General features: G+C 66.1%; 24 protein-coding genes. 6 read left to right on the top strand and 18 right to left on the bottom strand.

Annotation, left to right across the window (positions count from 1 at the left end; all coding sequences use genetic code 11):
* The 3 genes from WBF82_RS20425 to WBF82_RS20415 all read left to right on the top strand — a co-directional run.
* Positions 1-474, top strand: a 474-nt coding sequence (locus WBF82_RS20425; protein ID WP_424384751.1) for an ATP-binding cassette domain-containing protein, incomplete at its 5' end; no start/stop codon positions are given.
* Positions 408-1,226, top strand: coding sequence for an ABC transporter permease (locus tag WBF82_RS20420; RefSeq protein ID WP_424384750.1), 819 nt, complete (start codon positions 408-410; stop codon positions 1,224-1,226). The genes WBF82_RS20425 and WBF82_RS20420, both read left to right, overlap by 67 nt.
* Position 1,227: 1 nt before the next feature.
* On the top strand, positions 1,228-1,851 hold the full coding sequence (locus WBF82_RS20415) for a TetR/AcrR family transcriptional regulator (RefSeq protein ID WP_424384749.1): 624 nt from the start codon (positions 1,228-1,230) through the stop codon (positions 1,849-1,851).
* On the opposite strand, the gene WBF82_RS20410 is transcribed toward WBF82_RS20415, so the two are convergent.
* Positions 1,817-2,041, bottom strand: a complete 225-nt coding sequence (locus tag WBF82_RS20410) for a Trm112 family protein (protein ID WP_424384754.1) — start codon at positions 2,039-2,041, stop codon at positions 1,817-1,819. The two genes, WBF82_RS20415 and WBF82_RS20410, sit on opposite strands and share 35 nt — an antisense overlap.
* A 17-nt stretch (positions 2,042-2,058) precedes the next feature.
* Positions 2,059-5,025 (bottom strand): acyl-CoA synthetase, encoded by a 2,967-nt coding sequence (locus WBF82_RS20405; protein WP_424384748.1) that lies wholly within the window; start codon positions 5,023-5,025, stop codon positions 2,059-2,061.
* Positions 5,026-5,186: 161 nt separating this feature from the next.
* On the opposite strand from WBF82_RS20405, the gene WBF82_RS20400 reads away from it, so the two are divergent.
* Both WBF82_RS20400 and WBF82_RS20395 read left to right on the top strand, forming a co-directional pair.
* Positions 5,187-6,965: an ABC-F family ATP-binding cassette domain-containing protein gene (locus WBF82_RS20400; RefSeq protein ID WP_424384747.1), complete on the top strand. Its 1,779-nt coding sequence runs from the start codon at positions 5,187-5,189 to the stop codon at positions 6,963-6,965.
* 185 nt (positions 6,966-7,150) lie between these two features.
* Complete coding sequence (locus WBF82_RS20395) at positions 7,151-8,392, top strand: tetratricopeptide repeat protein (protein WP_424384746.1); 1,242 nt, start codon at positions 7,151-7,153, stop codon at positions 8,390-8,392.
* Positions 8,393-8,403: 11 nt separating this feature from the next.
* Here the strand turns inward: WBF82_RS20395 and argH are convergent, their stop codons facing one another.
* From argH to WBF82_RS20335, 12 genes are all read right to left on the bottom strand, one after another.
* Positions 8,404-9,816: an argininosuccinate lyase gene (gene argH / locus WBF82_RS20390; protein WP_424384745.1), complete on the bottom strand. Its 1,413-nt coding sequence runs from the start codon at positions 9,814-9,816 to the stop codon at positions 8,404-8,406.
* A complete protein-coding gene (locus WBF82_RS20385; protein ID WP_424384744.1) occupies positions 9,813-11,021 on the bottom strand; it encodes an argininosuccinate synthase in 1,209 nt (402 codons plus the stop codon). The genes argH and WBF82_RS20385 overlap by 4 nt, the downstream gene beginning before the upstream one ends.
* A 24-nt stretch (positions 11,022-11,045) precedes the next feature.
* Positions 11,046-11,546 carry an arginine repressor gene (locus tag WBF82_RS20380; RefSeq protein WP_424384743.1) on the bottom strand — a complete coding sequence of 167 codons (501 nt, stop codon included), beginning with the start codon at positions 11,544-11,546 and terminating at the stop codon, positions 11,046-11,048.
* On the bottom strand, positions 11,543-12,469 hold the full coding sequence (gene argF, locus WBF82_RS20375; protein ID WP_424384742.1) for an ornithine carbamoyltransferase: 927 nt from the start codon (positions 12,467-12,469) through the stop codon (positions 11,543-11,545). Before argF ends, WBF82_RS20380 begins: the two co-directional genes overlap by 4 nt.
* The gene (locus WBF82_RS20370; RefSeq protein WP_424384741.1) at positions 12,466-13,656 is read right to left on the bottom strand and encodes an acetylornithine transaminase; all 1,191 of its coding nucleotides are present in this window, start codon (positions 13,654-13,656) and stop codon (positions 12,466-12,468) included. Before WBF82_RS20370 ends, argF begins: the two co-directional genes overlap by 4 nt.
* The gene (argB, locus tag WBF82_RS20365; RefSeq protein ID WP_424384740.1) at positions 13,653-14,534 is read right to left on the bottom strand and encodes an acetylglutamate kinase; all 882 of its coding nucleotides are present in this window, start codon (positions 14,532-14,534) and stop codon (positions 13,653-13,655) included. The genes WBF82_RS20370 and argB overlap by 4 nt, the downstream gene beginning before the upstream one ends.
* Positions 14,531-15,739, bottom strand: coding sequence for a bifunctional glutamate N-acetyltransferase/amino-acid acetyltransferase ArgJ (argJ, locus tag WBF82_RS20360; protein WP_424384739.1), 1,209 nt, complete (start codon positions 15,737-15,739; stop codon positions 14,531-14,533). Before argJ ends, argB begins: the two co-directional genes overlap by 4 nt.
* A complete protein-coding gene (gene argC / locus WBF82_RS20355; RefSeq protein WP_424384738.1) occupies positions 15,736-16,779 on the bottom strand; it encodes an N-acetyl-gamma-glutamyl-phosphate reductase in 1,044 nt (347 codons plus the stop codon). Before argC ends, argJ begins: the two co-directional genes overlap by 4 nt.
* A gap of 125 nt (positions 16,780-16,904) precedes the next feature.
* Positions 16,905-19,400, bottom strand: a complete 2,496-nt coding sequence (pheT, locus tag WBF82_RS20350; RefSeq protein WP_424384737.1) for a phenylalanine--tRNA ligase subunit beta — start codon at positions 19,398-19,400, stop codon at positions 16,905-16,907.
* Positions 19,400-20,458 carry a phenylalanine--tRNA ligase subunit alpha gene (gene pheS / locus WBF82_RS20345; protein WP_424384736.1) on the bottom strand — a complete coding sequence of 353 codons (1,059 nt, stop codon included), beginning with the start codon at positions 20,456-20,458 and terminating at the stop codon, positions 19,400-19,402. Before pheS ends, pheT begins: the two co-directional genes overlap by 1 nt.
* A 136-nt stretch (positions 20,459-20,594) precedes the next feature.
* Entirely contained in the window at positions 20,595-21,398 is an 804-nt protein-coding gene (locus tag WBF82_RS20340) for a rhomboid-like protein (protein ID WP_424384735.1), read from the bottom strand.
* Positions 21,399-21,407: 9 nt separating this feature from the next.
* The gene (locus WBF82_RS20335) at positions 21,408-22,232 is read right to left on the bottom strand and encodes an adenylate/guanylate cyclase domain-containing protein (RefSeq protein ID WP_424384753.1); all 825 of its coding nucleotides are present in this window, start codon (positions 22,230-22,232) and stop codon (positions 21,408-21,410) included.
* 330 nt (positions 22,233-22,562) lie between these two features.
* On the opposite strand from WBF82_RS20335, the gene WBF82_RS20330 reads away from it, so the two are divergent.
* Positions 22,563-23,621: an oxygenase MpaB family protein gene (locus WBF82_RS20330; RefSeq protein WP_424384752.1), complete on the top strand. Its 1,059-nt coding sequence runs from the start codon at positions 22,563-22,565 to the stop codon at positions 23,619-23,621.
* 94 nt (positions 23,622-23,715) lie between these two features.
* Here the strand turns inward: WBF82_RS20330 and WBF82_RS20325 are convergent, their stop codons facing one another.
* From WBF82_RS20325 to infC, 4 genes are all read right to left on the bottom strand, one after another.
* Complete coding sequence (locus WBF82_RS20325) at positions 23,716-24,495, bottom strand: TrmH family RNA methyltransferase (protein ID WP_424384734.1); 780 nt, start codon at positions 24,493-24,495, stop codon at positions 23,716-23,718.
* 31 nt (positions 24,496-24,526) lie between these two features.
* Positions 24,527-24,916 carry a 50S ribosomal protein L20 gene (gene rplT, locus WBF82_RS20320; RefSeq protein ID WP_424384733.1) on the bottom strand — a complete coding sequence of 130 codons (390 nt, stop codon included), beginning with the start codon at positions 24,914-24,916 and terminating at the stop codon, positions 24,527-24,529.
* A gap of 64 nt (positions 24,917-24,980) precedes the next feature.
* Entirely contained in the window at positions 24,981-25,175 is a 195-nt protein-coding gene (gene rpmI, locus WBF82_RS20315; RefSeq protein WP_424384732.1) for a 50S ribosomal protein L35, read from the bottom strand.
* Between the two features lie 28 nt (positions 25,176-25,203).
* Positions 25,204-25,768 (bottom strand): translation initiation factor IF-3 (gene infC, locus WBF82_RS20310; RefSeq protein WP_424384731.1); only part of this gene is annotated, 565 nt, incomplete at its 5' end.

Here is a 25,768-nt window from a genome sequence, read left to right as displayed (position 1 = left end):
ACGATCTACAACGACCTGCGGATCGTCGACAACGTCCGCTATTTCGCGTCGCTGTACGGATTTGACCGCAGCGCCGCTGACTCCGCGATCGATCGGGTGGGGCTGAGCGATCACAGCACTGCCTATTGCGGGAATCTGTCCGGCGGTCAGCGCACCAGGGTGTCGCTGGCGTGCGCGCTGGTCTGCCAGCCGGAACTACTCGTGCTCGACGAGCCCACGGTCGGGTTGGACCCGGTGCTACGGGCAGATCTCTGGGACCAGTTCGCCGAACTCGCCCACGGCGGGACCACGCTGCTGGTTTCCAGCCACGTGATGGACGAAGCCGACCACTGCGGTGACCTGTTGCTGATGCGCGACGGCCACCTGGTCGCCCAGACCAACCCGACCCAACTACGAGAGGACACCGGATGCACGTCACTGGAGGACGCGTTTCTGTCCATCATCAGGCGCAGCACGAAGCGCCAGGCCGGTTAGGGCTGCGGGGCTACACCGCTACGACGACGCGGATTCTGCGCCAGCTGGCCGCCGATCACCGCAGCGTGGCGATGATCCTCGCGGTGCCGATCTTGGTTATCACGTTGATGTACTTCATGTTTGAGAACGCCCCACACCGTCCGGGCGCGCCATCGCCGTTCAACAACGCCTGCCTGATCCTGCTCGGCCTTTTCCCGCTGTTCGTGATGTTCATCATCACGGCGATCACCATGCAGCGCGAAAGGGCTTCGGGAACGTTGGAGCGGATCCTGACTACTCCGCTGCGCCGGCTTGATCTGCTGATCGCATATGGCACAGCCTTTTCGGTCGCTGCAGCGCTGCAGGCCACGTTAGCTTGCACGGTGTCGTTCTGGCTCCTCGGCTTCGACACCGCCGGCAATCCGTTATGGGTGTTCCTGATTGCGATCGTCAACGCCGTACTGGGAGTCGGCCTCGGATTGCTGTGTAGTGCGTTCGCGCGAACCGAGTTTCAGGCCGTGCAGTTCATTCCGCTGGTGATGGTGCCGCAGCTGTTGCTGGCCGGGATCATCGTCCCGCGTGCACTGATGCCGACCTGGTTGCACTGGATCAGCAACGTGATGCCGGCCAGCTATGCCCTGGAGGCTCTGCAACAGGTGGCTGCACACACCGATCTGACCGGCGTCGCGGTACGTGACATTTTGGCTGTGTTGGGGTTTGCGATTGCGGCGCTATGCCTGGCGGCGGCAACCCTTCGGCGACGGACACCGTAGCGTGGGGACCACCAGCACCGGGCGTAAACGGCCTGGCCGACCGGCGGGCAATTCCGGCACACGGGAACGGATTCTGGAGAATGCCCGAATACTATTTGCCCGCAACGGAATCGGCAATACCTCGATACGTGCGGTAGCCGCAGCGGCGGGCGTGGATTCGGCATTGGTGCACCACTACTTCGGCACCAAGGAAAAGCTGTTCGCCGCGGCTGTCCGGATCCCGATCAACCCGATGGACATCATCGGCCCGCTGCGCGAGGTGCCCGTCGAGAAACTCGGCCATGCAATTCCGTCAATGTTGTTGCCGCTCTGGGACTCCGAACTCGGTACCGGCTTGATCGCTACGCTACGTTCGATCCTGGCCGGATCGGAGGTCAACCTGTTTCGTTCGTTCATCCAGGACGTGATTGCGGTCGAGATAGGTCCGCGGGTCGACAACCCGCCCGGCACCGGGATCATCCGCATCCAGTTCGTGGCATCGCAATTGGCGGGCGTGGTGTTGGCGCGCTACATCCTGGAATTGGAGCCGTTCAAGTCGCTGCCCGCCGAGCAGATCGCCGACACGATCGCTCCGAACCTACAGCGATACCTCACTGGGGATTTGGCTCATTTTTCTGCGCCGTAAGCCTAACGTGCTCGTCGTCGCCGACCTCGATCGCCTCGTCGACCAGCAGCACCGGGATGCCGTCCTCGATGCGGTAAGCACGCCGCATCCGTGGGTTGTACAGCAACTCCTGGTCGCCTTTGGAGACCGGTACCAGCGGGCCTCGATCGGCCGGGCAGACCAGGATGCTCAGCAGTGTTTCGTCAATCACGCCGGCCCCGATCGTCATTACGCATCGGACATCTCCGCTCGCACCGCGCCCGTCAACCGCCGGAATTGGTTGGTGTCAGCATCGAAATACCATGCGTGCCGCCCCGGCTTGGGAATCCCGGCCGCGCGCAACGGACTTACCGTCGGGCGATATGTGGCGGACAGCGTTAGCTCCCCCACCACATGCACGATGTCGGGGCCCAACCCGAACGGCATGGCGGCCACCGCTTCGGTGAGATCCGCTGCCGTGATCGTTGCGCCCGGCCGCAAGGTAACGGCGGCCACTGAGACGTGGTGACCGTCCACCTGCACGCCATAGGTCACCGCAAGGTCCACCGCCGGAATCAGCCCGAGCGCATCGGTGATCGGCTCGCAGAACACCATGCCGCGCGCCGTCCGCACGGCCGAACCGCGCCTGCCCACTAACCAGAAGTCGCCGTCGGCGTCACGACGGAAGAGGTACTCGGTGGAGATCCAGGTGTCGGCCGGGGCGAATACCCCACGTTTGACCGAGGCAGTCGGGTCGATCGGTCCACGAGGCTCGGCGAGCAGCACCCCGACTTCGCCGACGTCTGGGACCCGCACCAACCCGCGGTCGGTTTCCAGGATCAGGTCATGCTCGGCGTCGTAGGCGCCCAGTTCGACGCGTCCGGCTCCCGGCAGCGGCCGGCCTTTGCTGCCGATCTTGGCGCCAGACACGTTGGCCAGCACCGCATGACCGTCGGTGGTGGCGAAGAACTCGACGACATGCGCGGGCGCAAACACGTCGACCACTCGCTGCCACATTCCGGTCGGCATGCCGGAGCCGATGAACAACCGCACCGGGTGATTCCCACGCAACACGAACGCCGGGTCGTCGATGACATCGCGGAGCATGGCCCAGGTGTAGGAGACGACGGTGACGCCGTACTGACGTACTTCGGCGATGAATCGGTCCGCGCGCAGGCCCCGCGACAAGGCGATGCGGGCGCCGCCGACCACCGCGCCGCCGAGGCTGACCAGCAGCCCGGATTCGTGATGCAGCGGCGTCAGGCAGTAGACCGTGTCGGTACGGCTTAAGGCCGCGGTCGAGGCGGTGCCGAACGCCGACAGCGCCCATCGGTAGTTGGTGATCTGCTTGGCGACGAGTTGGCCGCCGGCGGTGCTGAACCCGACGAACGCCAGATCCCTGGCCAGCCCGGGGTTGGCCCGATACCAGGCCGGGAGCTCGACGGCGTCGGGGTCGATCTGTTCCATGTCGATGACGCCGGCGTCATCGAGCAGATGCAGATCACGCGACTCACCGCCACCGAGGACCAGGATCTGCCCCGGCAGTTGCCGCGCGGTCTCGAGGTTGGGCGGGTCGGTGATGATCTCGGTCACGCCGCCGAGGCGGACCGCCGCTGCCAGGTCGACGTCGGGCTTCAACAGCACCGCGACGGCGCCCAGCCGCGACAACGCGGCGATGGCCACCAGCGCGCTCGGCCGGGTTTCCATCAGCACACCGACGTGTTCGCCCTGGCGGACCCCGACCTCGATGAGGCCGCGCACGACGTTGTCGATGCGCCGGTTGACCGCCTCGTAGGTGTGAACGCGTCCGTCGAAGAGCAGAAATTCGCCGTTGGGCGCATCGTGCGCCTGTTCGCCGATGATCCGGCCCAGCGAGATGCGGGTGTGGTCGTTGATCTGGCCCAGTCGGGCCAGACGCGGCAAGGTTCGGACGGTCTCGACGGCGATCGTGCGCATGGACTTGTTGACTGCAACGACCGCGTCGGCTGCACCACGGGCGATCGTCAGCGCCACCCCGGATGCCTCACCCAGGCCGTGCGCCACCCTGGAACTCAGCGCGACGCCGCGGTCGGCGTGCTCGGTCGGCTGGTCGGCCATCGGGAACATGTCAGTGGGTTTGTCGCCGTGCCCGGAAATCCAGAGCACCCAGTCGGCGACGGTTGGCCAGGTCTGCTGTGCCGCTCTGGATCCGACCACCAGCCCGAAGTGACCGGCCCGCAGCGAGTATTCGTACACCTCTGCATTGGGTGCTGCGCGACGAATACCTCGCACCGCGGCCGGCTGACCGATGTCGTCGACCTCACCGACGAAAGCCAGCACCGGACAAGTGATGTCGGTGAGCGTCACCAGCTGACCGTTGATGGCGAAACCGCCCGTCATCATCCGGTTGTGCGCGATGAATTGTTTGAGCAGCTCGGAGACTGCTGGGCCAGACCAGGCGATCCAGCCCTCCGACTCCAGGAATCTGCGCTGAGCTTCCCGCGGCAGCAGCGCCTCACGGTCGTGCAGCTGACGCACGAAATCGAGCCGCGCCTTAGCGGTCTTGAGCGGGTCGAGCATCTGAAAACCAGTGCGCGCCAACCAACTTGGGATATCCAGCCGGTTGAACACATGGTCGGCCATGAAATTGGCGATACCGGGAGCCAAGTTGGGCGGAAGCCCCATGGGGAGAGCCGCCAAGGTATCCACCGGGGAGCCGAACGTGATGATGCTGGCGATGCCTTTCGAGCGTCGATACGCCGCCACCTGATAGGTGAACATCCCGCCCTGCGAATAGCCGGCCAGATGCACGTCCTGACCGGTGACTTCGGTCATCGCGTCGAGCGCCTCACTCAGCGCGACGATGTGGTCGGCCAGGTTCCGCCGCATGCCGCCCTCGACCTGATCGGGTGAGCCGAAGTCGATGACCCACGGATCCAGCCCGGCGGCGTGCAAGATGCCGACCGCCCCCTCCTCGCGGGTGACGTCCCACATATTCGCCGACATCATCATCGGGTGCACCAAAAGGACCGGCGGGCCCGCCTGCGGGTGCCCCGGCCGACTGTCCGGCGGGAAGTACCGCCGAAGCTTGTACATCGGGACGCTCTCCACCACCTGAGAAGGCGACGGGGAGTTGCCGGTTTCCAGGCCGCCGAGCCGCAGAACTTCCAAGCCGTTCTGCGCTGTCGCTACCAGACGCTCAACCGGTCGCGTGACCGCCGAAAGGTTCAGATCCATGCCGTCGCTCCCTACCAACTGAGACGGTTCTGTGCTGCGTGTGGGCCTGACAGCCTGCACATCATGGCATATCGCAGGGGGTAGGCCAGCAGCTTTGGTCACGGTGCCAGTGCGTTAGCCAGCGTAGTCTGCCCGCCGGCCCGCCAGCTAAGGTCGGGCCGGTGGCACACCTGTTGGGGGCCGAGGCGGTGCACCTGGAGTATCCGACTCAGGTCGTTTTCGAATCGCTGACCGTCGGGGTCAGCGACGGCGACCGCATCGGCATCGTGGGACGAAACGGAGACGGCAAGTCCAGTTTGCTGGGGTTGCTCACCGGGCGGGTGCGCCCGGACGCCGGGCGGGTGACCCAGCGCAGCGGCTTGCGGGTCGGTGCGCTGAGCCAGGCTGACAACCTGGACTCGGGCAGCACGGTGGGATGGACACTGGTGGGCGACCGTCCGGAGCACGAGTGGGCGGGTAATCCGCGCGTCCGCGACGTGGTCGGCGGACTGGTCGCGGACCTCGCCTGGGACGCGACGATCGGCACGCTCAGCGGTGGCCAGCGGCGACGGGTACAGCTGGCCGCACTGCTCGTCGGCGATTGGGATGTCATCACGCTCGACGAACCGACCAACCACCTCGACATCGAAGGCATCACCTGGCTGGCCGGCCACTTGCGTCAACGTTGGGCCCGCAACACCGGCGGACTGCTGCTGGTGACTCACGACCGGTGGTTCCTCGACGAGGTTGCGACCACGATGTGGGAGGTGCACGACCGAATCGTCGAGCCGTTCGACGGCGGCTATGCCGCCTATGTGTTGCAGCGCGTCGAGCGAGACCGGCGGGCCGCCGCCGCCGAGGCCAAGCGACAGAACCTGATGCGCAAGGAGCTGGCCTGGCTTCGCCGCGGCCCACCGGCGCGCACGTCGAAACCGAAGTTCCGAATCGATGCGGCCAACCAGCTGATCGCCGACGTGCCGCCGCTGCGCAACACTGTTGAGTTGGCGAAACTTGCCACCGCGCGGCTCGGCAAGGACGTGGTGGACCTGCTTGACGTCTCGGTCTCGTTCAACGGCCAGCCGGTACTGCGCGATGTCGACTGGCGAATCGGCCCGGGTGAACGATCCGGCATCGTCGGCGCTAACGGCGCCGGCAAGTCTACCCTGCTCGGGCTGATCACCGGCGCGGTGCAACCCGATAGCGGAAAAATCAAGCGCGGCAAGACTGTTCAGTTGGCCATCCTCGACCAGCAAGATGATGAGCTGGCGCCGCTGTCCGGCGAGCGGGTCGCCGACGTGTTGGGCCGGCTACGCAGTGGCTATCAAGTCGACGGCCGTGACATGACTCCGGCGCAGTTGTTGGAGCGGCTCGGTTTCGCCGGAGAGCAGCTGTCGGCACGGGTTGGCGAGCTGTCCGGCGGGCAGCGCCGGCGGCTACAACTGATGCTCACCCTGCTGGCCGAGCCCAATGTCCTGCTGCTCGACGAGCCGACAAACGACGTCGACACCGACATGCTGGCCGCCACCGAAGATCTTCTCGACTCCTGGCCCGGCACACTGATCGTCGTCTCGCACGACCGCTACCTGCTGGAGCGTGTCACCGATCAGCAATACGCAATCCTGGACGGCCGGCTGCGGCATCTGCCCGGCGGTGTCGACGAATACCTGAGGCTCGCCGCGCATGCGAGAACAGCCCGTTCTGCCGCGCCGGCCACCAGTACCGCTGAGCCGCAGACAATGTCGGGCGCACAATTGCGCGCCGCCCAAAAGGAGATCGGCGCAATCGACCGCAGGCTGGCACGGATGGCCGACCAGATCGCCGCCGCGCACCGCGAACTCGCCGAACATGACCAATCCGACCACGTCGGCGTCACCCGGCTCACCCAGAAGTTGCGCCAGCTGGAAGGCGACGTCGCCGAGCTGGAGAACCGGTGGATGGAGCTTTCAGAGCTCGTCGAATAAGCCCCGCTTAGGCCGCGCTTCTCGACGCTGGGTGCCGAAATTATCGTGCGCTTAGGTCCCGGCTGCGCGCGGTAGGCTCGGGATGCAACCTATCTCGAGGCCCGGTATCCGAGCCCGTCTGTGAAAGCGATTGTGGGGGGCGGAACCTCGTGTCGGATGACGAAGAGTTGTCGAGCAGTGCGGTCGTGCCGAGCACACTATACGAAGCGACGGCGGCAAGCGCAGCAGCCGGCGATTTTGAAAGCGCTTTGCGTTACGGCGCTCAGATTCTGACCGCGCATACCGAGGCTCTGGGGGAACGCCATCCTGACACTCTGGCGATTGCGGCGCTGATCCACAGCTGGCGGCTCGGCGCGGGTGATATCTCCGGTGCGCTGGATGCGGCCCGGGAGGTGGTTCCGGCAGCGACCGAGGTGCTAGGTGCCGATCACCCGAGCACAGTGTCAGCGCGCCACATCCTGGCATGCTCTGACCCGGAATTGGGCCTCAATCCGGCAGAAGCGTTACCGGTGTGGGTGGCCCTCTACGGCGACGAGCAACGGGTCTTCGGAACCGAACACCACTCCACGCTCGGCGCACGCCACCAAATCGGAGAGCTGCGACGACAGTTGGGCGACCGGATAGGCGCGCGCGATGAACTGACGGCCACCGCGCTGGGCATGCGACAAACGCTGGGCGATCACCACCCGGACAGTGTCGCCGTCCAACTCGCCGCCGCCATCTGTGTGGGCGAGGCCGGAGATATAGCCGCCGCGGTCAGTGAATTCGACCGGCTGATTCCGGTGCTCACTTCGGTATTGGGCTATGACCATCAGCACACGCTGCTGGCGCGGCACACCCGGGCGCTGTGGTTGCCACCCGCTGAGAGCCAGATCCTCGATCGGGTCTCTGATTGGGAGGTCCTCGTTGACGATGAAGTGCGGGCGCTGGGCGAACAGCATGATCTGACCGTGGCCGGTCGACAGATGTTGGCAGAGCAACGGATTGCCTGGCAAGAAACACTCGACACGCAGGATGAGGTATCGACGGAGCTGTTGATCGAATTCGAGATCGAAGACCGCGATCTCGACTTCAACCCGGAACGGCCGTGGGGCGATTTCGGCACCCTCGATGAAGACGGCAGAGACAGCGTCGCCGAGCATGCCGAGGAAATACGTGCCGAGTTGGAAGACATGATGAATGCAGTTGTCGATGCCAAAAAATCGGTAGGGCAGGCTATCCGGGAGTCCGGAACGGCCTCCCGCACGTGCCTGAGCCGCCGCTATGAGCTGGCCCATACGCTCTGGCGGGGTCATGAGTTCGACAGCGCTCGTGCTTGGACGGAACCGTTGATCGCAGAATGCAGCACCCTGCTGGGGGATGACGATCCACTGACCCAGGCCGCGCGCTCCCTGCTAGGGGTTATCCAGGAACGTCGGTGGGTGTGAGCCGTCGCAGCCTAGCGCCTGAGCTCTTGTCGAAGTCGTTGGGCCACAACATGAACCGCGTCGAGCTGTGTGGCGACCTGGCTTGGCGCGGTGCCGCCGCGCGCGTCGCGCGATGACACCGAACCCTCGATGGTCAGCACTTCGCGGACCTCGGGGGTCAACTGGCTGCTGACGGCGGCCAGTTCGTCGTCGGTCAGCTCCTCCAGGCCGACGCCCCGCTGCTCCGCGACCCGCACGGCCGCTCCTGCCGACTCGTGCGCGTCGCGGAACGGGACCCCTTGGCGCACCAGCCATTCGGCGATGTCAGTGGCCATGGTGTAGCCTGCCGGGGCCAGCGCTGCCATCCGCTCGGTGTCGAACGTCAGGCTGCTGACCAGTCCGGCCATCGCGGGCAGCAGCAACTCCAATTGCGCCACCGAGTCGAACACCGGCTCCTTGTCCTCTTGCAGGTCCCGGTTGTAAGCCAACGGCTGCGCTTTCAGCGTTGCGAGAAGCCCCGCGACGTTCCCGATCAGCCGACCGGACTTGCCGCGCGCCAGCTCAGCGATGTCGGGATTCTTCTTCTGCGGCATGATCGAGCTGCCGGTCGACCACGAGTCATGCAAGGTGACGTAGCCGAATTCGGTTGAGCTCCAAAGGATAATGTCCTCGGCAAGCCGTGACAGGTCGACCCCGATCATCGCGAAAACAAACGCGGCTTCTGCGGCGAAATCCCTTGCCGCAGTGGCGTCTACCGAGTTGTCAGCTGCGGTCGCGAATCCTAGCTGTACGGCGATCGCGTCTGGGTCAAGCCCCAACGACGACCCTGCCAACGCCCCGGAGCCATACGGCGACACCGCGGTGCGCTTGTCCAGGTCGACGATCCGGTCGACGTCGCGCAGCAGCGGGTGGGCGTGCGCAAGCAGATGGTGTGCCAGCAGGATCGGCTGCGCAGACTGCAGGTGGGTCTTGCCCGGCATGATCGCGCTTGGGTGAGCAGCGGCCTGGGTGCCCAGCGCGGCGACGAGTTCGAGCGCACCGGCGGCCACTCGGCGTATGGCATCACGCAGCCACATCCGAAACAGGGTGGCCACTTGATCGTTTCGTGAACGGCCCGCCCTCAGCCGACCGCCCAGGTCGGGCCCAACCCGCTCAATCAGTCCGCGTTCCAGCGCGGCGTGCACGTCCTCATCGGTAAACAGCGGAAGGAAACTGCCGTCAGCGACATCCTCCGCGAGGCTGTCCAGCCCGGCCAGCAGCCCGTCACGCTGCTCCTCGGTGAGCAAGCCGGCCTGGAACAGCACCACGGTGTGCGCCCTGGACGCGGTGATGTCGTAAGGCGCCAGCACCCAATCGAAGTGGGTGGATTTGCTCAACGCGGCCAGCGCATCGGACGGGCCGTCGGCGAACCTCCCGCCCCACAACGATCCTTCGTTGGTGGTCATGGTTGATCAGTGGCCACGTCACGGCGCGCGGCGATTTTCGACGACAGGCCGTGCACGTACACAAAGCCTTTGGCGGCGGACTGGTCGAAGCTGTCCCCTTCGTCGTAGGTCGCGAGGTTGAAGTCGTAGAGCGATTCGGCGCTGCGCCGCCCGTTGACGGCAATGTGGCCGCCGTGCAACACCATCCGAATTTCACCTGACACGTGTTCCTGGGTCTTGGCGACGAAAGCCTCCAGCGCTGTCTTCAACGGCGAGTACCACAATCCGTCGTACACCAGTTCCGCCCAGCGTTGGTCGGTGTGACGCTTGAACCGCCCCAGCTCGCGCTCGAGCGTGACGTGCTCGAGTTCGGTGTGCGCGGTGATCAACACCATCGCCCCCGGCGCTTCGTAGATTTCGCGGCTCTTGATGCCCACCAGCCGATCTTCGACCACATCCAGGCGGCCGACTCCCTGCGCACCCCCACGGGTGTTGAGCTCCTCGATCGCCTGCAGCACCGACACCGGTCTACCGTCGATCGACACCGGAATGCCTCGCTCGAATCCGACGATCACCTCATCGGGGGTATTCCAGTTGACGGTGGGATCTTCGGTGTAGGCGTAGATGTCCTTGGTTGGCGCATTCCACAGGTGTTCCAGGAAGCCCGTTTCCACCGCCCGGCCCCACACGTTCTGGTCGATCGAGAACGGTGAGCGTTTGGAGACGTTGATCGGAATGGCGTTCTCTTCGGCGAATGCGATCGCCTTCTCGCGGGTCCACGCGTAGTCGCGAACGGGTGCGAGGACCTCCAGATCCGGTGCCAGCGAGGCGAATCCAACTTCAAATCGGACCTGGTCATTGCCTTTACCGGTGCAACCGTGCGCGACGATGCTTCCGCCGTGCTCACGGGCCGCGGCCACCAGATGCTTGGCAATCAGCGGCCGGCTGATCGCCGACACCAGCGGGTAGCGATCCATGTAGAGCGCGTTGGACAAGATGGTCGGCAGGCAATAACCGTCGGCGAACTCGTCGCGGGCGTCGACGACGACCGCTTCGACAGCGCCGCAATCCAGCGCCCGCTGGCGTACCACGTCCATGTCCTCACCGCCCTGGCCCAGATCGATCGCGACCGCGACCACCTCTCGGCCGGTCTCCTTGCCGATCCAGCTGATCGCCACCGAGGTGTCTAAACCGCCGGAATACGCCAAGATGACGCGCTCGGACATGAATTGCTCTCCTTGTTTCGCAGGTTATTTGAGGTCTTGGAGCACGGTTGCAAGCTCCGCGCCGGTCATCGGCTCGCGAGCCGCAACGAAAATGGTGTCGTCACCGGCGATCGTCCCGACGACGTACGGCAGCGCTGCCCGGTCGATCGCGCTGGCCAGATAGTCGGCTGCGCCGGGCGGGGTGCGCAGCACGGCCAGGTTTGCGCTCGCGTCGGTGGACACCAGCAATTCGCTCAGCAGCCGCGCCAGCCGGCCGGTGCCACCCGATACCCCGCGCAGCGGGCTGCCGTCCTCGGGCACCACATACATGCCCACCCCACCGTCGGCGCCGCGCAGCTTCACCGCGCCGAGCTCCTCCAGGTCCCGCGACAAGGTGGCCTGCGTGACCTCGATCCCGTCGGCGGCCAGCAGCGCGGCCAGCTCGCTCTGGCTGCGGACCTCAGCCGACGACAGGGTCGCGACAATACGCGCCTGCCGCGCGGCACGGGTGACTTCCGATGCGGCCTTCGGGCCGCTGCGAGTCATTTCGACCGCTCCAAAAGCCAGACCAGCAGCGCCTTTTGCGCATGCAGCCGGTTTTCGGCCTCGTCCCACACCGCGCTGTGCGGCCCGTCGAGCACATCGTCGGTGATCTCATGCCCTCGGTGTGCCGGGAGGCAATGCAGCACAACAGCTTCCGAGTTAGCCAGCGAAAGCAGCCCGGCGTTGAGCTGGAACGGACGGAACGGCCGAACCCGGTCCAGTCCGTCGTCCTCTTGGCCCATCGACGTCCAGGTGTCGGTGACCAGCACGTCGGCGTCCGACGCTGCAGCGGCAGGGTCTGCGGTGATTGTCACCGACCCGCCGGTGTCCGCGGCGCGTCGCTCGGCGGCAGCGACCACCGATGGATCCGGCGCAAAGCCGTCGGGAGCGGCGATCGTCACGTCCATGCCGGCGGTGACCCCGCCGAGCATCAGCGAATGCGCCATGTTGTTGGCGCCGTCGCCGAAGTACGACATGCTCAAGCCGCGCAGCGATCCAATGCGTTCGGCGACGGTCTGCAGATCGGCGAGTACTTGACAGGGGTGGAACTGGTCGGACAGTGCGTTGACGATCGGCACCGTCGCGGTTTCGGCCATCGCGGCCAGGCGCGCTTGCCCGTAGGTGCGCCAAACGATGGCATCGACATAGCGGGACAACACTTTCGCGGTGTCCTGCAGGGTCTCTTCGCGGCCGAGCTGGGTGCTGCGGCCGTCCACCACCACGGCGTGCCCGCCCAGTTGAGCGATCCCCACCTCGAACGAAAACCGGGTACGGGTCGAGTTCTTGTCGAAGATGACGGCGACGCCGCGTGGGCCGTCCAGCGGGCGCTGGCTGAACGGATCCTTTTTCAGCTCGGCGGCCAGTGCGAGCACTTCGGCCTGTTCATCGGGTGACAGGTCGTCATCGCGCAGGAAGTGTCGTGTCATCGGGTTGCCCTTGCCGTATCCAGGAGGTCCGGCAGCGCGGTGACGAAGGCGTCGATCTGATGTTCGGTGATGATCAACGGCGGCGCCAACCGAATCACGTCGGGCACGGCGGCGTTGACCAGGAAGCCACCAGCGCGACAGGCGATCTCGGCGTCTTTCGCGGCTGGTGCAGTCAGCACCACGCCGCATAGCAAGCCGCGGCCGCGGACGTGATCGATCAACGGGTGGCCCAGCGATTCGATGCCCTGACGCAGGGTTTTTCCGAGCACTTCGGAGCGTCGCACCAGATCGTCGGCGGCCAGTACCCGCAGCACCGCCAGCGCCGCCGCCGCGCAGATCGGGTTACCACCGAAGGTGCTGCCATGCAGACCGGGTGACAGCAGCTGCGCGGCCCGCCCGACCGCCAGGCACGCCCCGATCGGCAGCCCACCGCCGAGGCCTTTGGCCAACGTCACCACGTCGGGAGTGATGCCGTCATGCTGGTGGGCGAAAAACGTACCGGTGCGGCCCATCCCGGTCTGCACCTCGTCGAGAACCAGCAAGGCGCCGTGCTCGGAGGTGATGTCGCGGGCGGCCGCGAGGTAGCCATCGGGCGGGACGACGACACCGCTTTCCCCCATGATCGGCTCCAAAAACACCGCCGCGGTCTCATCAGTGACAGCCGCCGAAAGGGCATCGGAGTCGCCATATGGGACATGCGTGACGTCACCGGGCAGCGGTGCAAACGGCGCTTGCTTGGTGGGCTGACCGGTCAGGGCCAGCGATCCCATCGTCCGGCCATGGAAAGCTTCTTGAGCTGCAACCAGTTTCGTCCGCCCGGTCAGCCGGGAAAGTTTGAACGCCAACTCGTTGGCCTCGGTACCCGAGTTGCAGAAGAACACCCGCGTCTCTGCATCGCAGCCCAGCAAGCCGACCAACGCCTCGGCCAGCGCGATACCGGGTTCGGCGGCGTACAGATTGGAGGTATGTCCCAGCGTTGACATCTGTCGCGTCACGGCGTCGATGACGGCGGGGTGACGATGTCCGAGCACGTTGACCGCGATGCCGCCGAGCAGATCCAGGTAGGACTTCCCATCCACATCGGTGACCACCGCACCGTCGCCGCTGGCCAATACGACCGGCGGGACGCCGTAGTTGTTCATCATCACCGCGGACCACCGCTGTTGCATCGTTGCCGTATTACTCACGCGCTCACCACCTTCGTGCCGGTGCCTTCGTCAGTGAACAATTCGACCAGCACACAATGCTCGACGCGGCCGTCGATGATGTGGGCGCTGGGCACCCCGCCGCCGACTGCGCGCAGGCATGCCTCGATCTTGGGGATCATGCCGGTTTCCAGCGTCGGCAGCAGTTGCGACAATGTGGCCGTGTCGATTTCGGTGACCAGTGAATCGCGGTCCGGCCAGCGGGTGTACAGGCCGTCGATATCGGTCAGCATCAGCAGCTTTTCAGCTCGCAGCGCTTCGGCCAGCGCTGCGGCTGCGGTGTCGGCGTTGATGTTGTGTACAACACCTTCGCTGTCTGGAGCCAACGTTGAAACCACCGGGATCCGTTCCGCTGCAATAAGATCGAGGATCGCCGCGGTGTTGACATGGTCGACGTTGCCCACCAGCCCGATGTCGGTAGGCACGCCGTCTACGGTAACGCTTCGCCGGACCGCCGTGAAGAGCTGCGCGTCCTCCCCGGTGATGCCGACCGCATAAGGCCCGTGCGCGTTGATCAGGTTGACCAACTCGCGGCCCACCTGACCGAACAACACCATCCGCGCTACGTCGAGCACTTCGGGTGTGGTGACGCGGAAGCCGCCCTTGAAGTCGCCGGCGATCCCGAGCCGCTGCAACATGGCACTGATCTGCGGCCCGCCGCCGTGGACAACGACGGGGTGGACCCCGCAGTTACGCAAGAACGCCATGTCGGCCGCGAACGCGGAGCGCAGCGCATCGTCGGTCATCGCGTTGCCGCCGTATTTGATCACCACGATCTCGCCGTGTAATTGCTTGAGCCAGGGCAGGGCCTCGGCCAACACCTGCGCCTTCGCCTGGATCGACACTGCGGTAGTGCTCATGACGAATAGGCCGAGTTCTCTTCGACGTAGCCGTGCGACAGGTCGGTGGTGCGGATGGCCGCCTGGCCGTCGCCGATTTTGAGGTCGACCAGTACGTCGATGTCCACACCTGACAGATCCACCTGACGTGCGCCCACCGCCCCGACACCGTCGATGCACACCGGAGATCCGTTGAACGACACGGTGATCCGGTCCGGGTCGAGTCGGATCGGGGCCATACCGACCGCGGCCAGCACCCGCCCCCAGTTCGGATCGGAGCCGAATAGGGCGGTCTTGACCAGGCTGTCGCGGGCAACCATCCGGGCGGCAACCAGCGCGTCGTCCTCGGTGGCTGCCCCCGCGACGGTCACGGTGATCCGTTTGGTGACGCCTTCGGCGTCGGCCTGCAGCTGCGCGCACAGATCATCACAGACGCGCAGCACGGCGTCGTCGAGATCAGCTTGGGTAGGCGCGATCTCGCTTGCACCGGAGGCAAGAAGCAGCACAGTGTCGTTGGTCGAGCAGCTGCCGTCGACGTCGAGGCGGTCGAACGTCTGCGCGGTGGCCCGGCGCAGCGCGTCCTCGAGCGCACCGGCGTCGGCGACGGCATCGGTGGTGAGCACGCACAGCATGGTCGCCAGCGAGGGCGCGAGCATCCCGGCGCCCTTGGCCATTCCGCCGATCGTCCAGTTGTCCGGATGGTGCAGCGCAACCTGTTTGGGCACGGTGTCGGTGGTCATGATGGCCCGTGCGGCTTCTTCGCCACCGGCCAGCCCGCCGGCCATCTCGTGCACGACGTGACCAACCCCGGCCAGCACCTTGTCCATCGGCAGCCGGTCACCGATTAATCCGGTGGAGCACACGGCGACTTCGATTGCGCCGGTTTCGGTGCCCCAGTGCGACAACGCGGCGGCGACCGCTTCGGCGGTGGCGTGAGTGTCGGCGAACCCGTCCGGACCGGTGCAGGCGTTGGCGCCGCCGGAGTTCAGGATCACCGCCCGCAGCCGGCCAGTCGTCAGCACCTGTTGCGTCCACAGCACGGGTGCCGCTTTCACCTGGTTGCGGGTGAATACTCCGGCGGCCGCGTAGTCGGGGCCCTCGTTGAACACCAGGGCCAGGTCGAGCGCACCCGACGACTTGATCCCGGCGGCGATCCCGGTGGCGCGGAAGCCAGCCGGCCCCGTCACACCCTGCGCGCGGACCAGATGGGCATCTGCGCGAGTCACGGCGCCACTCCGACCACCGAAAGACCGTCGGTTTCCGGCAAGCCGAGCGCCAGGTTCATCGACTGCACGGCAGCACCACCGGTGCCCTTGACCAAATTGTCGATCGCCGCGATGGCGATGAAGGTGGCGGCGTCCTCGTCGATTGCCACCGCGATGTGCGCGGCGTTGCTGCCGATCACCGAACCGGTGCGCGGCAGCTGCCCCTCAGGTAACAGGTGAACGAAAGGCTCAGCATGGTAAGCCTTTTCGTAGGCCGCGCGCAGCTGCGACAGTGGCGACTGGGTGCGCGCGGTGCAGGTCGCCAGGATGCCGCGCGAGGTGGGGATGAGCACCGGGGTAAACGACACGGTGACGTCCCGGTCGGTGACGTGCTTGAGGCCCTGGACGATTTCGGGGGTGTGCCGGTGCGCGCCGGCGATGTTGTAAGCCCGCGCCGACCCGATGACCTCCGAACCGAGCAGCTCGGTTTTCACGGCGCGGCCGGCGCCAGATGTGCCGCTGACCGCGACGACGTTGACGGCGGGATCGATGAGGTCGGCGGCCACGGCGGGGAAAAGCGCCAACAGCGCGGCGGTCGGATAGCAGCCGGGCACCGCGATGCGCCGGGCCTCGCGGAGTGACTCCCGCCCGCCGGGCAGCTCGGGTAGCCCGTACGGCCAGCTGCCGGCGTGCTCGGAGCCGTAAAAGCGCTGCCATGCGTTCGGGTCGGTCAGGCGGAAATCCGCGCCACAGTCCACGACCAGCGTCTGGGGACTCAGCTGTTGCGCCAACGTGGCCGAATGTCCGTGCGGTAGCGCGAGGAAAACCACGTCGTGGCCATCCAGCACATCGGCGTCGGTGGCTTCGAGTACCCGTCCTGCCAGCGGCAACAGGTGCGGATGGTGGTCGGCCAGGGTGCTGCCCGCGCTGGCGGCGGCGGTCACCGCGCCGATCGTCAGCCGACCGTCGTGGTAAGCCGGATGGCCGAGCAGCAGCCGCAGGATTTCCCCGCCGGCGTAGCCGCTGGCGCCGGCCACCGCCACACGTATCCCCTGGGTCATGCCGTCAATCGTTGCATGACTATGCATAGCGTTGCAAATTCATTCTCTAGTTCTCGGCCCAACGTCGACTTGTTGGGCGGTTTGGTGCCGATTCGGCCCGACAACTCGACGCTCGACCAGCCGATTCAGCTCCGCAGCACCGCGCCAACCCGCTCCGCAGCGCAGCGCACCGCCGCGTCTCGGGCCGCACTGGCCTCGTCCTCGGTGAGTGTGCGATCGGCCGCACGGAACCGCAGGGCGAACGTCAGCGACTTGCGGTTCTCCCCGACCTGCGGGCCGGTGTAGACGTCGAACAGCCACGCACCCTCCAGCAGTTCCCCGGCGCCGTCGCGGACCGCGTCTTCGACCGTCTGCGCGGCGACATCGGCGTCCACCACGAGGCTGACATCTTGGAACACGGCCGGAAACGGCGAAACCCGCGGCGCGGGTAATGCCCCGCCGATGGGCATGGCGTCGAGGTTCAGTTCGACCGCGCAGGTGCCCTTGGGCAGACCGGAGCGCTCGATCACCGCGGGATGCAGCTGCCCGGCATGGCCGATGAGCGTTTCGCCGACCAGCACCTCGGCACAGCGGCCTGGATGCCACGGCAGATATTGGGCCGCCCGCAGCGCCACGTCGATTCCGCTCGCCCGGGCGATGATCCGAACCGCCTCGAATGCATCGGCCGCTTCCACTCGCCGGCCGTCACCCCAGGGGCCGCGGGGTTCCCGCAGCCCGGTCAACACCGCGGCGACATGCTGGGGTTGGCGCGGCAGCGATGCGTCGAGCTGTGCGATTTCCTCGTCGGTGGGGCGCCGGTCTACTGGGATGCGTCCGACGCTCTTGGTCTGCTCGGTTGGCTGCACCACCTGCGCGATGGCATACAGCGCGACGTCGACGATGCCGCGGGACACGTTGCGCGCCAACGCTTCCAATACGCCCGGCAGCAGAGTGGTGGCCAAATGCGGCCGGTCGGCCTCCAGCGGGTTGAGCACCTGGGTGGTGTGTCGCCGTTGGTCGTCAGCGGGCAGGCCCCAGGCGTCGAAAACGCCGGCCGGCAGAAACGGCGTCGGCAAGACCTCCACGTAGCCCGACAGAGCCAGCGACTTTCCGATCGCGCGACGGCGCCGTTGGTTGGCCGACAGGCCGCGACCGGCCGGCGCCGCCGGCAGCACCGACGGGATGCGCTCCAGACCCTCCAGCCGCAGCACCTCCTCGACCAGGTCGGCCGGCTGCAGCAGGTCAGGCCGCCAGCTGGGTGGCGTCACGGTCAGGGTTTCGCCGTCAGCGGTCACCGCGGCGCCGATCTGGGCGAGTCGCCGGGCTGTCGTGCCTGGCTGATAGCTCACCCCGGCCGTGCGGTCCGGCAGGTCGGCGGCTACCGGGATGGGCGAGCCAGCCCAGTCGTCTCGCGGCGGGTCGCCGCGCCAGTCGGTCAGCTTTTCGGACACTTGACCGCCGGCGATGTCGGCGAGCAATCTCGCGCAGCGATCCAGCGCCGCCACCGAGATGGCCGGGTCGACCTCGCGTTCGTAGCGGCGGGCGGCCTCGCTGGGCAGGTGCAGCCGCCGCGCAGTGCGGGACACCGCCGCCGGATCCCATACCGCGGCCTCCAGCAGGACGTCAGTGGAGTCGTCGCGCATCTCGGTGCTACCGGACCCCATCACGCCACCGATCGCCGCGGTCGCAACGTCATCGACAATCAGCACATCGGCGGGGTTGAGCCGTCGCTCGATGTCGTCGAGGGTGACCACGGTCTCGTCGGACCGGGCGAACCGCACCGCGAAGCCGCCGGTGATCCGTTTGAGATCGTGCGCGTGCATCGGGTGGCCCAACTCCAGCATCACGTAATTCGTCGCGTCGACGGCCGGCGAGATGGCCCGGATCCCCGAGAGCAACAGCCGGCGCTGCAGCCACCACGGTGACACCGCGGTCGGGTCGATCCCGGTCACCGGGCGCAGCGCGAACCGGCGCACGCCGGTCTCCGGCTGCACGGTCAACGGCCAGGCGTCCGCCTCGCGGGGCAGCGCGGGAACCACATCGCTGGAAGCCGGGTCGACGAAGTCCAGGTCGTAGGCGCAGGCGATCTCCCGGGCCAAACCGCGAATCGACATGCAATAACCCCGATCCGGGGTGATAGCCAGGTGAAAGACGACCTCGTCAAGGCCCAACACCTCGACACCGACGGCGCCGGGTTCAGCAGTTCCCGGCGGCAGCACCAGGATGCCGGAATGGTCTGTGGCCAAACCGAGTTCGGCTGCCGAGCAAATCATGCCGTCGGAGGTGCGACCGTAGGTCTTTCGCTGGGTGATCGTGAAGCCACCGGGCAGCGTTGTTCCGGGCAGCGCCACCACGACGAGATCGCCCGCACCGAAGTTAGTTGCGCCGCAGACGATTTCGCGTTGCTGGTCTTCGCCGACGTCGACTTTGCAGGCGCGGATCGGCTTTTTGAACTCGGTGAGCTCTTCGATGTCCGTTACCCGACCAACGGTCAGCGGTCCGCTGACCGGGCCGAGCGTGATCACTTCTTCGACTTCGTGGCCTATGCGGAGCAGCGTCTGTTCGAGATCGTCGGGCGGCACATCCCAGCCCGGGGCACCGACCGAGACGACATCGCGTAACCAGCTGTAGGGGACGCGCATCAGGCATCCACCCCGAACGGCAGCGAGAACCGGACGTCACCCTCGACCATGTCACGCATGTCGGGGATGCCGTTGCGGAACTGCAGGGTGCGTTCCAGCCCCATCCCGAATGCAAAGCCGGAATACACTTGCGCATCGATACCGACGGCGCGCAACACATTCGGGTTCACCATTCCGCAGCCGCCCCACTCCACCCAGCCGGCGCCGCCCCTCTTGTTCTCGAACCACACGTCGACTTCCGCGGACGGCTCGGTGAACGGGAAGAAGTGTGGACGAATCCTGGTGCGCGCCTGCGGTCCGAACTCGGCCCGGGCGAATGCGTCGAGCGTTCCGCGCAAGTGGGCCATCGACAGACCGCGATCCACCGCCAGCCCCTCCACCTGATGGAAGACCGGCGTATGTGTGGCGTCTAGTTCGTCGGTGCGGAATGTGCGACCGATCGAGACGATATAGACCGGGAGCTCACGCTCGAGCAGTGTGCGCACCTGCACCGGCGACGTGTGGGTGCGGAGCAACTGTCGAGAGCCGTCCGGAGCGATATAGAAGGTGTCCTGTTCGCTGCGCGCCGGGTGGTCAGGCTGGAAGTTGAGCGCATCGAAGTTGAACTGCTCTGTCTCGACTTCGGGCCCCTCGGCCAGTTCCCACCCCATTGCTATGAAGGTGTCGGCAACGTGCTCGGCAAGAATCGTGATCGGATGCCGCGCGCCGGTCGGCTGGCGGGTCGACGGCAACGTCACGTCGATGCGCTCGGCGATCAAGACCGCGGCGTCCCGCTCAGCGCGCAAGGCCGCCAGTCGCTCGTCGTAACTTTGTTGAACGTCGCCGCGGGAGCTGTTCACAAGACGACCGGCCTCAGCACGATCGGCCTTGGGCACCGAAGCCAACGCCTGGCGGGCCAGTGCCAGCGGTGAACGATCACCGAGGTGCTCGGTCTTGGCGCGTGCCAGTGCATCGAGGTCGGTGGCGGCTGCGAACGCTTGCCGCGCTGCGTCGACCGCTGCGGTCAACGCCTCCAGCGACAGGTCAACGGCTCGTAGACGAGACACGGGCTCACCCACGCGGCGACACTCTCCTTGCGGTGCATCTGGGGATTCGCGGCACGGCGTGACGCGCAAGTGCCGATCATATGTGGTCGCGGCAGCGACGATTGGAAGCCGTCGGCCCGTTTCGCCGTCCGGACCACGACAGCACGCGTCAGCCGTTGAGTGCTGGCTCGGGAGCCGCCGACGCGGCCACCGGCAGCTGACCGCGCACGGCGCGCAAGCGGGCGAGCCCCACAGCCGCCGCAGCGCCCAGCAGGCCGACGGCGCCTCCGACCAGCGTCGTCCACTGTCCGTGCGCCAACATCAGGAATCCAAAGCTCGCACCGACCGCCAGCAATGCGTAGCGCAGCCGGGTCCACTGGGCCGGGCCCGCCAACCGGGTGGAGACCAGCATGCCCAGTACCAAGGCGACGGAGTGCCCTACATCGGTGAAGTCGTCGCCCAGCGCGGCGGACGCGATGCCGACAGGAAGCCACCAACCAATCCAGGCCGGCCGCCACGCGCGCGGGACGGCCGCGGTCAGCGCGCCCAGCACCGCCACCGCGCCATAGCTCACGCCGACATCACTGGCACGGGAGATCGACAGCGGCAACCAGCCAAATTCGATCGCCGCGGTGAGTCCGGCGGCGACCAGCAGCGTCGTGCCGACATGCCCGGTGACAAACACCAAGGCCAACCGTCCGCTGCGCCAGGTCAGCTCGGCCAGGGCGAGCAGGCAAACCAAGCAGGGTAGCCAAAACCACATGGGCCCGGAATCGGTGATGAATGCGCTACCGAACAGGGTCGCCAGGTGCCCGTGTGCCAGGTTGTGCAGGTTGGTGCTGGCCTGCCCAATCACGTGCTCGCGCACCCGTGGGCCGAGCACCACGAGTGCGACACTGACGGACATCAAAGCGAACGCGTAGCCGAGCGTGATCCGGACGCGCGCCATCCGCGACAAAAAGCCGAAAATCATCGCTATCTACTATGCCTGCGAATCGTCATCGTCTGCACCGTCCAAACCTGACAAATCCCTGACAGTTTCGGCATTGCCTTTGAGACGGTAAATGGCCAAATCAGCCGGCAGTCCGGGCGTTTTACCTGCGAAGACGGGTCGGTGCGCCCGCTTGGCGGTGACGCCCAATGCTTCCAAATCCGTCTGCGAAATCGCGTCCAGTGTGGCGCCCGACACCATTACTCCGCCCCGCGTCGCGCGCTCCATGACCCGGGCGGCGACGTTGACGTCGACGCCGAGCCAGTCGGAGGCCAACCGCTGCGGGCGCCCGGTGTGAATTCCAACCCGCATCCGCGGGTGGTAGCCGTCGACGTCGACCGCCTTCAATGCCCGCTTGGCAGCGAGTACCGCGCCGACCGCGACCAGTGGGTCGTCGAACACCGCCATGATGCCGTCGCCCATCCTCTTGACGATGTGCCCGCCGGCATCCAGCAGTGGCGGTTCCACTGCTCGCGCCACCCGTCGCAAAAGTTTGAGCGTCGCGTCGTCACCGGCTTCCAACGACCACGTCGAGAAACCCACTAAATCGGTGAAAACCAACGTGACCTCGGGGTTTGCCGGGCGTTTGGAGACGCCTTCGGTCAACGCCTGCCACACCTGCAGTGCGCCGAGACCGAATTCTCGAGACGCGCCGCCGCGCTCACCCAGCAGCCGACCGGCGGCGCGGGCAGCGGCCCGCGGCCCGCCCTCGCCCGCTGTTGACAGAGGATCGCCGAATTCCGGGTCGCCGGGCAGTGCGCGACGAGCTCGACGGATCAGCTCAATGACGCCTGGACTTTGGTTCCTGCGACGCAACCACTCCGCTGCCCCGTGTAGTGACCGCGGCGACTGTTGTCGTAAACCAGGCGAATCCGGCGTGGTCGCCGTTTGCTCGGGCTCGCCGGACGCCTCGTAGGGCCCGAGTTTCACAGCGCCCAGGGTAAGTCGTGTCGGGACAGACCGGCAACGACCGCGGTCGTGGTGTACGCCACGTTCCGCAACAAACCGGCTGATCACGCGCTTACGACGCACGGGTCGAGAGTGGATAACAGCGTTCGCCGCGCCCGTGGAAATGATAGACAACATCTGTTGTCAACATTATCGTGGAATCACCGCTCATCTCCGACCAGGAGGCCTGTGATGACCATGACGCCGATCACGCCGTTGTCGGTCGAGCAGCGTGAGGCCAAACCGGCGGGTGCTCCACTGGGCCCGGACTCGCTGACCTGGAAGTACTTCGGTGACCTGCGCACCGGGATGATGGGCGTGTGGATCGGCGCGATCCAGAACATGTATCCGGAATTGGGCGCCGGCGTCGAGGAGCATTCGATCCTGCTCCGCGAACCGCTGCAACGCGTCGCACGGTCGGTGTATCCGATCATGGGCGTCGTCTACGACGGCAATCGCGCCGCCCAGACCGGCGAGCAGATCAAGCAGTATCACCACACCATCAAGGGCGTCGATGCGACCGGTCGCCGCTACCACGCGCTGAACCCGGAGACGTTCTACTGGGCGCACGCAACGTTTTTCATGTTGGTGATCAAGGTGGCCGAGTACTTCTGCGGCGGGTTGTCCGAAGCCGAAAAGCGTCAGCTGTTCGACGAGCATGTGCAGTGGTACCGGATGTACGGAATGAGCATGCGGCCGGTGCCCAAGTCGTGGGAGGACTTCCAGGAGTACTGGCAACGGGTCTGCCGCGACGAGCTGGAGATCAACCAAGCCACCTTGGACATCTTCCAAATACGCATTCCCAAACCGAAATTCGTGCTGATGCCCACGCCGTTGTGGGACCAACTATTCAAGCCACTCGTAGCGGGGCAACGCTGGATCGCGGCCGGACTGTTCGAGCCTGCTGTTCGCGAAAAGGCCGGAATGCGATGGACTCCAGGCGACGAAGTGGTGCTGCGACTGTTCGGCAAAATGGTCGAGCTGGCGTTTCTGGCAGTGCCCGACGAGATCCGCTTGCATCCACGTGCGCTGGCCGCCTATCGACGGGCCGAAGGCCGCTCCGCCGTCGATGCGCCGCTGGTGGAGGCGCCGAGTTTCATGGCGCCGCCGCGGGACCGCCGCGGGTTGCCGATGCACTACTTCCCGCCTCGTACCCCGCTGCCCAAGAGCATCATCGAGCGTGCCGGATCGCTGGTGCATACCACCTTTTCGCTGGCCGGGCTGCGGCCGGCGCGGGGTCGCGGCAAGGCCGCCTAACCCAGCCGGGCGACGATGCAGAGCGCGAAAGCGCGATGAGGTGGGGATACCTCCCAGCCGCGGAGCGGCGAGGGGGCGAGCCCGGCAATCGGATCTAGCGGCCCGCCCGCTGGGCTCGTGCGCTCTGGTAGAGGCAAATCGCCGCCGCGGCAGCCACATTGAGGCTTTGCGCACCGCCGGACATCGGAATGGCCACCCGGATGTCGGCTTGTTGGGCCAGCTGAGGTGACAAGCCGTGCGACTCGGCGCCGAATAGCCATGCCGTCGGCGCGGCAAGCTCGACATCGTCGAGGGATGACTCACCGTCCAACGTCGTGGCCAGTACCCGCAAGCCGTTAGCCTGCAGCGCGCTGACCGCCGCACCGACGTCCGGCGCGACGACGACTGGGACGGCGAAGATGCTGCCCGCCGACGCGCGCAGACATTTTCCGTTGTACGGGTCGACGGTGGGCCCGCCGAACACCACCGCTGCGGCGCCCATCGCGTCGGCGATGCGAATCAAGGTGCCCGCGTTGCCTGGTTCCCCGATCTCCACTCCCACTGCGACGAGCCGCGGCGCATCGATCAGCACATCGTCCAGGCTGACGCTGGGCTGTTCGCATACCGCCACCAAACCAGCCGGAGTCACCGTGTCCGACAAGGCTTTTGCGGCGCGCTCGGTGATGAGGTTAACGGCGGCGTCCTGACCGTCGAGCAGAGCCGCGTAGCGCTGTGCAGCCGTCTCGGTGACGAAAACTTCGCGGATCAGTCCGCGCCCGGCCGCGGCCTCGACCAGGTGCGCGCCTTCCACCAGGAAGCGCCGCGCTCGGCGCCGGGCGACCTGCCGGTGAAGTTTGACCGCAGCGACCACCCGGGCCGATCGTTCGGTGAGCACCGGGCGCTAAACCGTCAACCGCCGGGCCGGGTTACGCAGCCTCTCCGGAAGGCGCGTTGACGTCGTCGGGCAGAGCGGCCCGGGCGACACCGACCAGCGCGGTGAACGCCGTCGGGTCGCTGATTGCGATCTCGGCGAGGTTCTTGCGGTCGACCTCGACACCGGCGGCCTTTAGGCCCTGGATCAGCCGGTTGTAGGTGATGTCATTGGCGCGGGCGGCCGCATTGATCCGGGAGATCCACAGCTTGCGGAACTCGCCTTTGCGCGCACGGCGGTCACGGTACGCGTAGTTCAGTGAATGCAGTTGCTGCTCTTTGGCTTTGCGGTAGAGGCGCGATCGCTGGCCCCGGTAGCCCTTCGAAGCCTTCAGAATGGTGCGCCGCTTCTTCTGGGCATTGACCGCCCGTTTTACGCGTGCCATGGGTGTTCCTATCGTCGTCTGGACGTAATGGTGTTACGCCGCTGCCTTGGTTTATGGGCGCTGGTCAGCCGTTGAGCAGTTTGTTGACCCGCTTGGTGTCGTTGGCGGACACGGCGGTACGCCCCTCTAGGCGTCGCGTTCGGGTGCTCGACTTGTGCTCGAGCAGGTGCCTGCGATTGGCCTTCTGACGCACGATCTTCCCGGTGCCGGTGCGGCGGAATCGCTTCGACGCACCACTGTGCGGCTTGGTCTTAGGCATCTGTCTTTCCGTCCTCTGTCTGTCTGTATCAGTTCGGCGATGGTTCGGTATCGGTGGACGGTGCGGGCTGGGGTGTGGGGCCGCCGGCTTGTTCCGCCGCACGCGCACGAGTCTTTGCGCCGCGGTGGGGTGCCAATACCATCGTCATGTTGCGCCCGTCCTGCTTGGCCGACGTCTCGACGAATCCATAGTCGGCGACATCGGAGCCCAGGCGTTGTAGTAGCCGGTAGCCCAATTCGGGCCGCGACTGCTCACGTCCGCGGAACATGATGGTCACCTTGACTTTCGATCCCGCCTCCAGAAATCGGATCACGTGGCCCTTTTTGGTTTCGTAGTCGTGAGGGTCGATCTTGGGTCGCAGCTTCTGTTCCTTGACGACCGTCTGCTGCTGGTTTTTGCGAGACTCGCGCGCCTTTTGCGCCGCCTCATATTTGAACTTGCCGTAGTCCATGATCTTGCAAACTGGTGGTTTGGCGTCTGGAGCTACTTCGACGAGGTCGAGATCGGCATCCACGGCGACGCGGAGGGCATCTTCGATACGCACGATGCCTACCTGCTCCCCTCCCGGGCCGATCAAACGGACTTCAGGTACG

This window comes from Mycobacterium sp. (assembly GCF_049673265.1).
In the GTDB taxonomy this organism is placed as follows: Bacteria; Actinomycetota; Actinomycetes; order Mycobacteriales; family Mycobacteriaceae; genus Mycobacterium.
The sequence above is the reverse complement of the archived record's forward strand: the minus strand, read 5'-3'. Positions and strand labels throughout refer to the sequence as shown.